This window comes from Candidatus Francisella endociliophora (assembly GCF_000764555.1).
Classification (GTDB): domain Bacteria; phylum Pseudomonadota; class Gammaproteobacteria; order Francisellales; family Francisellaceae; genus Francisella; species Francisella endociliophora.
Genome location: NZ_CP009574.1, coordinates 144,259 through 156,721, shown reverse-complemented (window position 1 = coordinate 156,721; position 12,463 = coordinate 144,259). Strand labels below are relative to the sequence as shown.

The following is a 12,463-nucleotide window of genomic DNA, read 5'->3' as shown; positions in this document are numbered from 1 at the left end:
AGTTAAAAGTCTACTCATATTACACATTTTCTTATTATGTGTTTTATTTTCAACTTCGACAGCTAGATTAACTGACATTATCTCCTGCTTCTTCTACGGAGTCTGAAGCTTCTTCTAACTTATCAGTTGCAGCAGATTTAGTATCCTCAGCTGCATCTTCAACCTTATCGGAAGCATCTGGAGTTACAGCATCTTTTGCACTGTAATATGCATTTTTAGTAGATGTCGCTACTGCATCACCTGCATCATTGAGTTTCTCGCCGGCTTGATTCATCAATGAATCACTATTATCAGTTGCTGCGTATCCAGTTGCTATACTTGACGCTGCTAATACTGCTGTAGTTAAAATAGTAATTTTTTTCATTGCTTTCTCTCCTCTTTTTATGAGTTAAAGTCACGTTCTAATTCTTTTGCTTGCTCTTCAGCTTTTTCTTTACTGATACCATATTTTTCTTGTAGCTTACCAGCTAGTTTTTCTGTGCCAGCTTCAATCTTTTTTAAATCATCATCAGTAAGTTCAGCATACTTACTTTTTACTTTAGCCTTAAACTGTTCCCACTTGCCTTTTGCTTCATGTTTATTCATATTTGCACCTCCTTTTTGTTTATGTGCACCTTTACACTAACATCCATATCAAATAGCAGTAAACCTTTTTACGATTGAGTTTAGTTATAAGAAAATTATGATAAATAGCCTTAGCTTATAGGTAAATAAGAATTTGGATAGCCATATAAGCTCGCATATATGTGGGAGAGAGATGGAGTTGATAGAGTAGGAAGAACTATGGTTATATAAAAAAATGATTATTTTTTCTTTTTTTTAGTTTTTATAAATTCAATAGAGCCTATTCTTTTGAAAAGATAATAGGTCAGCCAATTAAAACCAACTACAAATTTATTCCTTATACTTATTAGAAAAGTTATATGTACACCGCCCCAAATAAACCAACCAAGTTTCCCCTTAAATTTCAAGCCAAAAATATTAGCTATAGCCTCATGTTTCTTAATAATTGCCATACTACCAAGATCTTTATACTTAAAAGGTTTTAATTTTCTGCTTTTTTCTTTTCTCACTATATTACTAGCAATATATTTACCTTGTTGCTTTGCAACAGAGGCTAAGCCTGGTAAGGGATTATTTTCTATATATGAAATATCGCCTGCCAAATATATATTTTGAAAATCTGGATGAGTTAAATCATCTGAAACTTTAATCTTACCTTGATTATTAAGTTGATTACTCATCCATTCACCTAAGCCTTCTCCTTTTAATATAGTACTCCATATAATTGTAGCACCATTATAGGTATTTTTTTCAGTGGTTACCAAACCCTCAGAAATATTTGTCACGGGTTCTTTAAGTTGAATATTAACATTTCGATACTTCAAAGAAGTATATGCATGATTTGATAAATCTTCGGGGAATACCGAAAGAATAGATTTGCTTGCCTCAATTAATATAATAGAGATATCAGCCACTGAGAAATTATTATAAGTTTTTAGAAAATCAGTATGTAATAAGTCTAATATGGCTCCTGTTATTTCAACACCTGTAGCTCCTCCTCCTATAATTATGAAAGTTAAATAATAGTCTCTTTCTGATTTTGATTGAGCAATTTCAGCTAGCTCAAATTGTTCAAGTATATGTGATTTAATATTTTGTGCATCTTGTGCTGTTTTTAAAGAAAGAGTGTACTTTTCCCAGTTTGAGTTACCAAAAAAATCATACCTAACTCCTGTTGCAATAATTAGGTAATCGTAATAATACAAGGTATTATGAATAGTCCTTATTGATTGTTTATTAGGTAATATATCAATAACTTCTTCCATTTTAAATTTAATATTTTTTTGATTAAATAGTTTCCTTATAGGATAGACAACGTTATTTAAAGGAATAAAAGCCGTTGCTGCTTGATATAACATTGGCTGAAAGACATGATGATTATTTTTATCAAACAAAGTAATATCATATTCTCTACTCTTTTGCTTTACTATTTTGTTAAGGAAATTAACTCCAACAAAACCTGCTCCAATAACTATTATCTTTTTCATGTTTATACTCCTATATATCTGGCGAGTATAACAAAATTAATAACTATAGATAAAGACTATAAAGAAAGAAACTAGCAGAAATGTGAAGTATTAAAGATTTTATAAGAATGTCTTTAAGAATGAAGATCTAGATGGATGTTTAAGTTTTCTAAGAGCTTTTGCCTCAATCTGTCTAATACGCTCCCTAGTAACATTAAACTGTTTACCAACTTCCTCTAAAGTATGATCGGTATTCATACCAATACCAAAACGCATCATTAGAACTTTTGCTTCTCTTTCTGTAAGACCTGTCTCGATAAGCTCTTTTATAGCTTCTCTTAAGTTCTCTAAATTAGCAGCCTCTATTGGGGAGTAATTATTTTTATCTTCAATAAAGTCACCAACTGTTGAGTCTTCATCATCACCAATTGGACTTTCCATAGATATTGGCGTATGAGAAATATTAAGAATCTTCTTCAGCTTATCTTTAGTCATATTTGGTGTATGTTCAATAATCTCTTCTTCAGTAGCCTCACGCCCCTTTTCTTGTAGGATTTGACGCTTGATTCTATTTACCTTATTTATAGTTTCAATCATATGTACAGGGACACGGATTGTTCTAGCTTGATCGGCAATTGAACGAGTTATTGCCTGACGAATCCACCAAGTAGCATAAGTAGAGAACTTAAATCCTTTGCGATAGTCAAACTTATCTACAGCTTTCATTAGACCGATATTACCTTCCTGGATAATATCTAAGAAATGTAAACCTCTATTTGTATATTTTTTAGCTTCCGAAACTACCAATCTTAAGTTAGCTTCAATCATCTCTTTTTTTGCTTGAGTAATTTTTGCTTCACTCTTAGAGATTTCAAGATTTACCTTTTTAAGCTCTTCAATATCCATCATCATTAGATCTTGGAATTGATTAATTTGCTTAGTAAGGTTTTCAATCTCACGAATTGTATTATCTGTAAACCTATACTTTTTAATTAATGGTTTAAGCCACTCAGTAGACCCTATAGTATAAATTTCAATAAATTCTTGTCTTGGTGTTTTTGCTCTTTCAACACATAGTCTTAGAATTTTTCTCTCGAACTCTTTAACTCTTGCATAAGGTAAACGAATATAGTCTACTAATTTTTGTAAATGAGATGTTGATAGTCTTAAACATTCAAACTCTTTAACAATATTTGCATATTGTTTTTTAGTTGGTTTTGCTTGATACTCTTCAAACATTTTTTCAAGATTTACAAAAAACTCATACGCTCTTTGTGTGTCAATCTTTTCATCATGATCATCTTCTGCTACTTTTTCTTCAGAAACTTGTTCATCACTAAAACCAGCCATAATTTCATTAAAACGAACATACTTTGCAACAGGCTCTTCTTCAATGTCCTGAGAAGCCATATAGTCTATCGCTTTTTCTTCAACTTCGCGAAAACGCTCAATATATGTTTTGATTACAATTGGATAACTTAGAATTGTGCTAAATACTTCTGTAGTACCTTCTTCAATTCTTACCGCGATTTCTGTTTCACCTTTTTTATCCAAAAGATCTACAATTCCCATCTCACGCATATACATACGTATAGGATCAGAAGTTTTTCCTTTTAAATCATCAAGATTAGCTTCACTAACCTTTCTCTCATCAACCTCTTCTATTTGAGGTGTTCTATCATAAACATCAATACCATTATCAACAAGTATAGCTTCTATTTCTTCATATACTTTTGGATCTTCAGAAACATCACCAGGTAAGGCATCCAAGATATCGGCTCTAGTTAGATATCCTCTTTCTTTACCATCGACTATCAAGTCTTTTAAATCTGAGAGTAAATCTTCTCTTGTCATCTAATACTCCAAAATAGATATTTTTATTTTAAATGTTTATAGCTTTGCTACTAGGTACTTACGCTCCATTTCTTGAACATCAGTTCTAAAAGGTAATGTACCTAGATATTTTAGCCTTTTTTTTACACTAGAGTTTTCAACTCTTTTTAGCATTTCTTTCATCTGTTCTTGATACTTACCATCAGCATATTTTTTCAAAGTATTTTGAATTCCATAGCTTAACAATTCAAAGAAATACTCTCTATAGTCAGGATAGTCCTCTGTCAATAACTGTATAAGTATAACAGCTTCAATTTCATTAGATGAGTCTTCTTTAAGAATTTTCAAGCTTTTTGCCAAAATATCAAGGTTTTTTGATGCGCTAAATATTTCAAAATCATTATGTTCTTGTAAGATTTTAAAATCTGTTAAATTAACTAACAATTCGGCTAACACTGTTTCCTCAAGCAAAAGAGTTTTTGAAAGCCTTTTTTGTGTTAGATTACTATAATTATCTTGCCTATTAATACTGTTATTAGGAGAACTTTTTTTCTTTAATAATTTTTTTACTTGTTCTGTCTTTAGACCTATTTTATCTGCTACAGCTGCTATAATGCTTTCTGAATAAATATTTTCTTGAACATCATAGACAAAACTCTTCAAATTTTCTAAAACCTCTGCTTTAGATTCTGCTTTACTAAGGTCTTTATCATCAGTGAAATTATCAATTAAATAATCTGATACTACTACCGACTTATTTAAAGCCATATTAAAAGCTTCTAAACCATTCTCTTTTATATAATCATCTGGATCCTTGCTATCTGCAAGAGTTAAAATCTTTAATTTTTTATTACCATCAAGTATTGGCAAAATTATTTTAATTGTTCTAATAACTGCATTTTGTCCTGCACTATCACCATCAAAGCATAAGACAACAGAGTTAGTTTCTCTAAAAAGAATCTTTGCATGATTTTGAGAAAAAGCAGTCCCTAAAGTTGCTACAGCTCCATAAAAGCCATGTTGTGCCAATCCAACAACATCCATATACCCTTCAACAACAACTAAGTTTTGTGAAACAGTATTTTGATTTTCTTTCTTTTTTTGTCTGTACTCATATAGACCATATAAAATATGACTCTTTTGGAAAACTATAGTTTCTGGTGAATTAATATATTTGACACCATCGTTATCATCTATAACTCTACCACCATATGCAATAACATTACCCTGAATATTTCTGATGGGAAACATTATTCGACCACGAAAACGATCATAAATATTTCCTTTATCATTTTTAACCACAAGCCCAGTCTCAATAAGTACTTCATTATTGATCTTTATTGATCTTGCCAACTGGGTAATATTGTTCCAACCTTCTGATGAGTAACCAATCCCAAAAAATTTTGCAAGATTGCTATCTATTCCTCTTTTTTTAAGATAATTTATAGCTTTATCTTTCATCGTAGAATTCCCAAGATTCCAACGATAGTACTTTTGTGTAGTTTCTAAAAAGCTAATACATTTATTATAAAGTTGCTCTTTTTGAATGTCTTCTTGTGAGTAGTTCTCATACTCAATCAGTTTACCAACAGTTTCTGCAAGATTTTTTACAGCATCAATAAATTCAAGATTATTAATTTTTTTTATAAAAGTAAGAGCATCGCCAGATTCTTGACAACCAAAACAATGAAAAAAATTTTTATCTGGTGCTACAAAAAATGAAGGAGTCTTTTCATTATGAAAAGGACAACACCCTTTATAGTTTTTGCCTGATTTTTTAAGATTTACATATCTAGATACAACATCAACAATATCAGCAGTAGCAACTAACTCTTTTATAAATGCATTTGAGATTCTTTTTGCCATACTGATATTAAGTTAATTATGCTAAATTTGATTTTACAATGGCACTAACTTTGCTCATATCTGTTCTACCAGCAAGCTCTTTTTTGACACTTGCCATAATTTTGCCCATTTCTTTCATAGATGTAGCACCAACAGATTCTATAGCTTTTTGTACAATTGCGACAACCTCTTCATCACTTAACTGCTTAGGCATATATTTTGTTAAAATTTCGATTTCTTTCTTTTCACCTTCAGCAAGCTCTGCTCTATCAGCTTGGATGTATTGATTGTATGAATCTTGTCTTTGCTTAATCATTTTTGTAATTATAGCTATTACGATTTCATCTGTAATATCAACTTTTTCATCTATCTGTTTTTGCTTAACGGCAGACATAGCCATACGAATAGTTGTTAATTTATTTTTATCTTTATTTTTCATTGACTCTTTCATATCAAGAGTCAGCTGATCAAAAATTTGTGACATTTAATAAGAATTCCTAGTGAAAAATGAGAGCTATATGCTCTCATTAGGAGGTGGATTAAATAATTAAAACTACCTTCTAGCCATCATATTGCTTTTATAAGCTCTTTTAACAGCAGCAGCTTTCTTTCTTTTGCGTGCCCAAGTTGGCTTCTCAAAGTACTCTCTACGGCGTACTTCTGATACGATTCCAGCTTTCTCACAAGATCTTTTGAATCTTCTAAGAGCAACGTCAAAAGGCTCTCTTTCTTTAACTCTAACGCTTGGCATACTTTCTCACCTCACTTAAAATGCCAGTTTATTAGTTTACTAAAATTAGGGAACTAACCCCGTTACAGTTTTATAGGCGGATATTTTAACAATATAGAAAAATAATTGCAAGCATGCGGTATTGATGAATATTCTTTCCCGACAACCACTGTTAAATTAAGTATATCAACTATATTTATAAGGCATAAAATGCTATTATTTACAGTTATAAATTTTAAAGATAATACTACTGGTATAAGTTTTGATAAAGAAAACTAAATTTCTAATAACTTTTTGTTTTTTTACATTTAGTATCCATAGTGGTTTTAGTGCAAGTGCACGCAGTGATATTCAATACTTAGTAAAAAAATATGGCTTAGGAGATGCAAAAATAGCCATTGCGGCTCAGAGAACTCAAACAGGCAATAATTTATACTCCTATGCTCAAAACAGATCTATGAAACCTGCTAGTAATAATAAAGTTTTCACAATGGTTGGAGCTTTATTTTCAATTCCTAGTGATTTTAGATTTACAACATCTGTTAACTACCCATCAAGCAAGGTGAAAAATCACGTCTTGTATGGCGATATGTATATAAAATTCACAGGTAATCCCGCTCTTACAGGCAGTCAATTAGCTTCTCTTATTAGGAAAATTAAAACACAAAAAGGAATATCACAAATAACAGGAGATGTTTACTTAGTTGGTGTTTTTTCTGGGCCATATATTCCAGAAGGCTGGTCTAAGGAAGATAGTACATTCTGCTATGGTGCTCCAGCATCCAGCTTTACATTAAATAGAAATTGTACTGTAATAAAACTTGCAAAAAATGCTAATAGCTTAACAACTAGAGTTATAAAATTAAGTAATGCTAGCAATATTCATATAAATAATTCTGCAAAATATACTAGCGCATCTCAAGCAACTATTATATCAATGGATGATGAAAACGAGTTATATATCAGGGGGTATTTATCTAGAGCTGCAGAAAAAATGTTTAAATTAGCAATAAGAAACCCAGCCCTTAAAACGGTTGATACAGTTAATGATTTCTTGAGTGCTAATGGCATAAAGCATGGAGATGTTACTATTAGTAGTAATATACCCGCAGGATACACTCAACAAATAGCTACTAATTCAGCGACTATTGGTCACTTTATAGATCAAACATTAAAACATTCTGATAATCTATATGCTGAAACAATATTAAATACCATAGGACTTAAACAAAAAGGCATTGGTTCAACAAAAGTTGGTACAGATGCTGTAGAAAGTATTTTATATTCAAAACTTCACTTAGATACATCTGCTCTAACTATGTATGATGGTTCTGGCTTATCGCACTTAGATAGAGTATCTCCTCAGTTTATGGTTAACTTTTTAACCAAATCATTTAATAGTAAAATAGGTCGAAAATTCTATAATTATTTACCGGCTTCTGGAATGAGTGGCACTATAGCATATAGAATGGGCGGCAAGTTACTTGGAAAAGTGCATGCCAAGACAGGAACTTTGTCCGGAGTATCTACACTATCAGGTTATGTATTAACGGCAAAAGACCATCGTGTAAGTTTCTCTATTATGCTTAATGATCTTAACAGATCTCAACGCTATAATGCTCGTAGATTCCAAGATAAGGTTGTAGATGTCTTTTATAGGTACTTATAAATATGAAAAAAATAATTAGATTAACTACATCAATTGCTTCAGTAATCATTCTTGGCTCTTGCTCAACAAAACCTCCAAAAAATATAAACAATGCCTGTAGTATAATTCACCAATATCCTGACTGGTATTACGATATGGTTGAATCATATGACCGCTGGGGTGTACCTTTAAATGTGCAAATGGCATTTGTACGTCAAGAATCTTCTTTTAGAGCTGAAGCAAAACCTTCAATGAAATATTATTTTGGATTTATTCCAAAGGGTCGTGCTTCTAGTGCTTATGGCTATGCTCAAGCTTTAGATGGTACATGGAAACATTATAAAAGAGAAACTAAACAATCTTTTGTATCTAGGTCAAACTATGCAGATGCTGTTGATTTTATAGGCTGGTATCTAAACAATGTTCATAACAAAACAGGCATAAGCAAAACAAATACCTACGATTTATACTTAGCATACCATGAAGGAATTGGTGGATATAAAAGAAGGAGTCATAAAAACAACTCCTTTTTAAAAAACTATGCTCGTAAAACTTCAGATGTTGCTCAAAAATACGCTACTCAGCTTGAAAGTTGTGAAGTACCACGTAAACCACTATTATCTTATATTTTTTAGGGATAAATGTAATGGAGACTTATAAATATATTACAAATATTCGATTTTCAGATACTGATAAAAATGGTCATGTAAATAATGCTAGATATTTTGACTATTTTGAAGAAGCTCGTACTACATGGGCTTATGAAAATACAAATATTATGGAATGGGGAGAGGAAAGCTCTATTCATTTTGTAATAGTTGAACAGAGTTGTAAGTATATACACCCTCTTCTTCACCCTAATAAAATTGAAATTACTCAAAGAATCCTTAAATATAGTGCTGCTAGTATTGAATTTAGCTTTGAGCTGAGAATATTAGGTAGTTCAAAAATTTATACCACAGCAAGTGTAAAAGTAGCCTGCTTTAACTCTAAAAAAAATAAGCTAGAACGTATTCCTAATGATATTAAACAATTAATTATAAAAAATAATGACTAATATAAATAAACAAACTCTTAAAAAGCTTGAAAAACAAATTCTAAGAAAAACCGCTCAAGCGATTAATCAATATAATATGATTGAAGATGGTGACAAAATTATGATCTGCCTTTCCGGCGGTAAAGATTCATATTGCCTACTTGAAATGCTAATGCTATTACAGAAAAAAGCTCCTATTAGATTTGATCTAGTAGCTGTTAACTTAGATCAAAAACAACCAGGATTTCCTGAAGAAGTATTACCTGACTATTTACAAAGCAAAGAAGTAGATTTTCATATTATTGAAAGAGATACATATAGCGTTGTTAAAAGAGTTATTCCAGAAGGTAAAACCACCTGTGGACTCTGCTCAAGAATGCGCCGAGGTATTTTATATGACTTTGCAGAAGAAAATTCAGTTACAAAAATAGCTTTAGGACATCATCGCGATGATATAATTGAAACATTCTTTTTAAACTTATTTTATAATGGGTCTCTAAAAGCTATGCCTCCAAAACTTTTAAGTGACGATAAGCGAAATATTGTAATTCGCCCTCTTGCTTTTGTAACTGAAAAAGAAACTTTGGAATACTCGCAATTAAAAGATTTCCCTATTATTCCATGTAACTTATGTGGCTCACAAGACAATTTGCAAAGAGTCTTTATAAAGGATATGCTTAACAGCTGGGAAGAAAAGAATCCGGAAAGGAAAAATGTAATTTTCAAAGCTCTTTCTAATATATCTCCATCACAGATGTTAGACAAAGAGCTTTTTAATTTTTTTGATATTTTAAAAGATGATATACAAAGATAAGGAGAAAATATGAAACTAAAAAAAGTAGCAGCTATTGTATCATGCACAATACTAGGTATAGCAATTAGCTCATGTTCTGCTGAAAAAGCAGATAATGATACTACAAGTGTTCAAAATATGAATACTAAAGCAAGTACTGAGCAGCAATCACAATCTACTAGTACACAACAAGTAGAAAAAAACCAAACAACTCAATCAGAACAAGCTAAAGATCTAGTTGCAAATACTACAGATACGGATGATTTAAAATTAAAGATGAATGCTGATGCTAGTTATGTGGTTGGTTATCAAGTTGGTTCTGGTATAGCTAAGCAAAATTTCGGTTTAAATAATGATCAAACAATTGCTGGCTTTGAAGATGCTGTTAAAAGCAATCAACCAAAGATTTCAGAATCTCAAATTAGAAGAAATATGGAATCTTTAAAAGATAAAATGATCAAGAAACAATTAGAGGTTTCTGATAATAATAAAACTAAGTCAAAAGAGTTCATATCAAAAGTAGCTGGGCTAGATGGCGTAGTAAAGGTTGATGATGGTGTATATTATCAAACGATCAAACAAGGCGATGGTAAAAAACCTAATGCAGATAGTCAAGTAACTATCTCATATAAAGGTACTACACCAGTTGTTGCTTATGACGCAGATAGTTCAAAATTTGATGATGTAAAAGATGGAAAGTTAATTGGGCCTAGCTTTGACTCAAGTGATGGAGTGACTTTTCCTCTTACAAATCTAATCCAATGTTGGAAAGATGCCCTTCCTCAAATTCAGAAAGGATCTACAGTTATTTTATATTGCTCTCCTGATAAAGCTTATGGTACTAGAGCCCCTGCAAGCATTGGTCCAAATCAAGCTTTAGCTTTTGAAATAACTTTAAAAGATTTTAAGTAAATCCTAGGCTTTTTAAAGCTTCTAAAAATTTATTAGTTATTGTAATTAGAGATACTAATATTTTTTACATACCTTAAGTTCAATAACTATTTATGTTTCTAGCTTTTCCTTTTAACAGCTAAATCACATAATAAAATCATAGCTTGTTTATATTCTGACTCAGGTAAGAAACCTATAGACTTTTTTGCTTTGTCAGCATATTGACAGGCAACTTTATAAGAATATTCAACGGCACCACTATCTTTAACAATAGTTACAATTTCATCTATATTGTACTCGCCTTTTTCTATAGCATTTTTAAGAGTTTGCTGTTTATTAGTATCTACATTAGCTAAAGCATAAATAGTAGGTAAAGTCATTTTACCCTCATCAAGATCATCGCCAATATTTTTTCCTAGACTTTCAGCATCTGAAACATAGTCCAAAACATCATCTGCGATCTGAAAAGCATTACCTAAATAAACTCCATAATTTTTAATATTATCCTGATATTGTAAATACTGTTCTTTACTCAAGCTAATAACGCCTGCTAATTCACAAGCAGCCTCAAAGAGTTTTGCTGTTTTGCAATATATTACATTAGTATAATCTTTTTCTGTGAGTTCAGAATTTCTGGCATTCAAAAGTTGTAACACCTCTCCTTCCGATATTTTATTAGTAGCATCTGCTAATATTTGCATAATTTGCATACTATCTAGGCTCACCATCATCTGAAAAGCCCTTGAGTAAAGAAAATCTCCTGTAAGCACACTCGCAGCATTACCAAATACATTATTGGCTGTCTCCTTGCCTCTACGCAGCTGTGAATTATCAACCACATCATCATGTAAAAGAGTTGCAGTATGGATAAATTCAATAATAGCAGCACACGCTAAGTGATCTTTACCATCATAGCTCAAAGCCCTAGAAAATAGCATTACCAAAAGAGGGCGCAACCTTTTACCTCCACTATTAATTATATAGTGACTAATTTGGTTAATTAAAACTACTTCAGAAGAAAGAGAATCTATAATAAACTGGTTATTATCTTTCATATCTTTTTCAATGAGACTTTGGATATCTTTTAGCTTTTGCATAGCCTATTAAAATAATAGTAGGTAATTAAGAATAAAGAATAAAGGAGCAAAATATATTAATCAATATTTATTATTAAATATGCTGACTTAATTATCTTCATCCTCATTATAAATCTTAAAATGTTTCAAAATTTGCTTATCTTGAGTACTTAGCTCCACTTCTTTTGCATCTGCTGCTTTATTAAACCCTTCTACAAAACTTTTTGAATTTTCTTCATTAATTGTAATCATTTTTTTTAACTTTGACTTATATTGAGCTGCTATAATCATACCAACTTCATATGAATCTTTATCAGATACCTTATTAACATCAGGTTTTTGGTTTAATATGGTATTATCAAATCCTGCTATAAAGTCTTTTTTGCGTAACTCTTGATCCATCGCTTTAAAACTCTTATGAGATACTTTTCCTAATGCTTGACCTATATTATAGGCTGTATATGTATTATCTACAGCAAAAGCACTTCCACAAAACATAATCATTACTAGTAATGCTAAAAATTTATTAAAAAATCTCATTAGTTCAAACAACTTTTCACTATATTTTATTGTTCATCATT

Annotated in this window: 14 protein-coding genes; 5 read left to right on the top strand and 9 right to left on the bottom strand. The window is 31.2% G+C overall.

The window, feature by feature from the left end:
* Window positions 1-67: 67 nt before the first annotated feature.
* The 7 genes from QI37_RS00790 to rpsU form a co-directional block, all read right to left on the bottom strand.
* A complete protein-coding gene (locus tag QI37_RS00790; RefSeq protein ID WP_040007661.1) occupies window positions 68-364 on the bottom strand; it encodes a hypothetical protein in 297 nt (98 codons plus the stop codon).
* 17 nt (window positions 365-381) lie between these two features.
* Window positions 382-585 (bottom strand): CsbD family protein, encoded by a 204-nt coding sequence (locus QI37_RS00785; protein ID WP_040007659.1) that lies wholly within the window; start codon window positions 583-585, stop codon window positions 382-384.
* A 218-nt stretch (window positions 586-803) separates the two neighbouring features.
* A complete protein-coding gene (locus QI37_RS00780; RefSeq protein ID WP_040007657.1) occupies window positions 804-2,051 on the bottom strand; it encodes an NAD(P)/FAD-dependent oxidoreductase in 1,248 nt (415 codons plus the stop codon).
* A gap of 99 nt (window positions 2,052-2,150) precedes the next feature.
* Window positions 2,151-3,884 (bottom strand): RNA polymerase sigma factor RpoD, encoded by a 1,734-nt coding sequence (gene rpoD / locus QI37_RS00775; RefSeq protein ID WP_040007656.1) that lies wholly within the window; start codon window positions 3,882-3,884, stop codon window positions 2,151-2,153.
* Between the two features lie 36 nt (window positions 3,885-3,920).
* A complete protein-coding gene (gene dnaG / locus QI37_RS00770; RefSeq protein WP_040007654.1) occupies window positions 3,921-5,729 on the bottom strand; it encodes a DNA primase in 1,809 nt (602 codons plus the stop codon).
* 16 nt (window positions 5,730-5,745) lie between these two features.
* Entirely contained in the window at window positions 5,746-6,192 is a 447-nt protein-coding gene (locus QI37_RS00765) for a GatB/YqeY domain-containing protein (RefSeq protein ID WP_040007653.1), read from the bottom strand.
* Window positions 6,193-6,261: 69 nt separating this feature from the next.
* Window positions 6,262-6,459 (bottom strand): 30S ribosomal protein S21, encoded by a 198-nt coding sequence (gene rpsU, locus QI37_RS00760; protein ID WP_040007650.1) that lies wholly within the window; start codon window positions 6,457-6,459, stop codon window positions 6,262-6,264.
* A gap of 241 nt (window positions 6,460-6,700) precedes the next feature.
* Between rpsU and dacB the strand changes: the two genes are divergently transcribed.
* Genes dacB through QI37_RS00735 form a run of 5 tightly spaced genes read left to right on the top strand, consistent with a single transcriptional unit; the run spans window position 6,701 to window position 10,827 of the window.
* Window positions 6,701-8,107, top strand: coding sequence for a D-alanyl-D-alanine carboxypeptidase/D-alanyl-D-alanine endopeptidase (dacB, locus tag QI37_RS00755; RefSeq protein ID WP_052399110.1), 1,407 nt, complete (start codon window positions 6,701-6,703; stop codon window positions 8,105-8,107).
* Window positions 8,108-8,109: 2 nt separating this feature from the next.
* Window positions 8,110-8,721 carry a transglycosylase SLT domain-containing protein gene (locus QI37_RS00750; protein WP_040007648.1) on the top strand — a complete coding sequence of 204 codons (612 nt, stop codon included), beginning with the start codon at window positions 8,110-8,112 and terminating at the stop codon, window positions 8,719-8,721.
* Window positions 8,722-8,732: 11 nt separating this feature from the next.
* The gene (locus tag QI37_RS00745; protein WP_040007646.1) at window positions 8,733-9,143 is read left to right on the top strand and encodes an acyl-CoA thioesterase; all 411 of its coding nucleotides are present in this window, start codon (window positions 8,733-8,735) and stop codon (window positions 9,141-9,143) included.
* On the top strand, window positions 9,136-9,936 hold the full coding sequence (gene ttcA, locus QI37_RS00740; RefSeq protein WP_040007644.1) for a tRNA 2-thiocytidine(32) synthetase TtcA: 801 nt from the start codon (window positions 9,136-9,138) through the stop codon (window positions 9,934-9,936). The genes QI37_RS00745 and ttcA overlap by 8 nt, the downstream gene beginning before the upstream one ends.
* 9 nt (window positions 9,937-9,945) lie before the next feature.
* Complete coding sequence (locus QI37_RS00735) at window positions 9,946-10,827, top strand: FKBP-type peptidyl-prolyl cis-trans isomerase (protein WP_040007642.1); 882 nt, start codon at window positions 9,946-9,948, stop codon at window positions 10,825-10,827.
* A 98-nt stretch (window positions 10,828-10,925) separates the two neighbouring features.
* Here QI37_RS00735 and QI37_RS00730 read toward each other — a convergent pair whose 3' ends face one another.
* Both QI37_RS00730 and QI37_RS00725 read right to left on the bottom strand, forming a co-directional pair.
* Window positions 10,926-11,903, bottom strand: coding sequence for a polyprenyl synthetase family protein (locus tag QI37_RS00730; RefSeq protein ID WP_040007640.1), 978 nt, complete (start codon window positions 11,901-11,903; stop codon window positions 10,926-10,928).
* Between the two features lie 87 nt (window positions 11,904-11,990).
* Window positions 11,991-12,422, bottom strand: a complete 432-nt coding sequence (locus tag QI37_RS00725) for an FKBP-type peptidyl-prolyl cis-trans isomerase N-terminal domain-containing protein (protein ID WP_040007637.1) — start codon at window positions 12,420-12,422, stop codon at window positions 11,991-11,993.
* Between the last annotated feature and the right edge of the window lie 41 nt (window positions 12,423-12,463).

What these genes read in the sequence shown, in the direction of transcription:
- QI37_RS00765 (WP_040007653.1), bottom strand. Translation starts at nt 6,192, where the DNA reads ATGTCACAAATTTTTGATCAGCTGACTCTTGATATGAAAGAGTCAATG.
- dnaG (WP_040007654.1), bottom strand. Translation starts at nt 5,729, where the DNA reads ATGGCAAAAAGAATCTCAAATGCATTTATAAAAGAGTTAGTTGCTACT.
- rpsU (WP_040007650.1), bottom strand. Translation starts at nt 6,459, where the DNA reads ATGCCAAGCGTTAGAGTTAAAGAAAGAGAGCCTTTTGACGTTGCTCTT.
- QI37_RS00745 (WP_040007646.1), top strand. Translation starts at nt 8,733, where the DNA reads ATGGAGACTTATAAATATATTACAAATATTCGATTTTCAGATACTGAT.
- QI37_RS00785 (WP_040007659.1), bottom strand. Translation starts at nt 585, where the DNA reads ATGAATAAACATGAAGCAAAAGGCAAGTGGGAACAGTTTAAGGCTAAA.
- QI37_RS00725 (WP_040007637.1), bottom strand. Translation starts at nt 12,422, where the DNA reads ATGAGATTTTTTAATAAATTTTTAGCATTACTAGTAATGATTATGTTT.
- QI37_RS00730 (WP_040007640.1), bottom strand. Translation starts at nt 11,903, where the DNA reads ATGCAAAAGCTAAAAGATATCCAAAGTCTCATTGAAAAAGATATGAAA.
- QI37_RS00750 (WP_040007648.1), top strand. Translation starts at nt 8,110, where the DNA reads ATGAAAAAAATAATTAGATTAACTACATCAATTGCTTCAGTAATCATT.
- QI37_RS00780 (WP_040007657.1), bottom strand. Translation starts at nt 2,051, where the DNA reads ATGAAAAAGATAATAGTTATTGGAGCAGGTTTTGTTGGAGTTAATTTC.
- QI37_RS00735 (WP_040007642.1), top strand. Translation starts at nt 9,946, where the DNA reads ATGAAACTAAAAAAAGTAGCAGCTATTGTATCATGCACAATACTAGGT.
- QI37_RS00790 (WP_040007661.1), bottom strand. Translation starts at nt 364, where the DNA reads ATGAAAAAAATTACTATTTTAACTACAGCAGTATTAGCAGCGTCAAGT.
- rpoD (WP_040007656.1), bottom strand. Translation starts at nt 3,884, where the DNA reads ATGACAAGAGAAGATTTACTCTCAGATTTAAAAGACTTGATAGTCGAT.
- ttcA (WP_040007644.1), top strand. Translation starts at nt 9,136, where the DNA reads ATGACTAATATAAATAAACAAACTCTTAAAAAGCTTGAAAAACAAATT.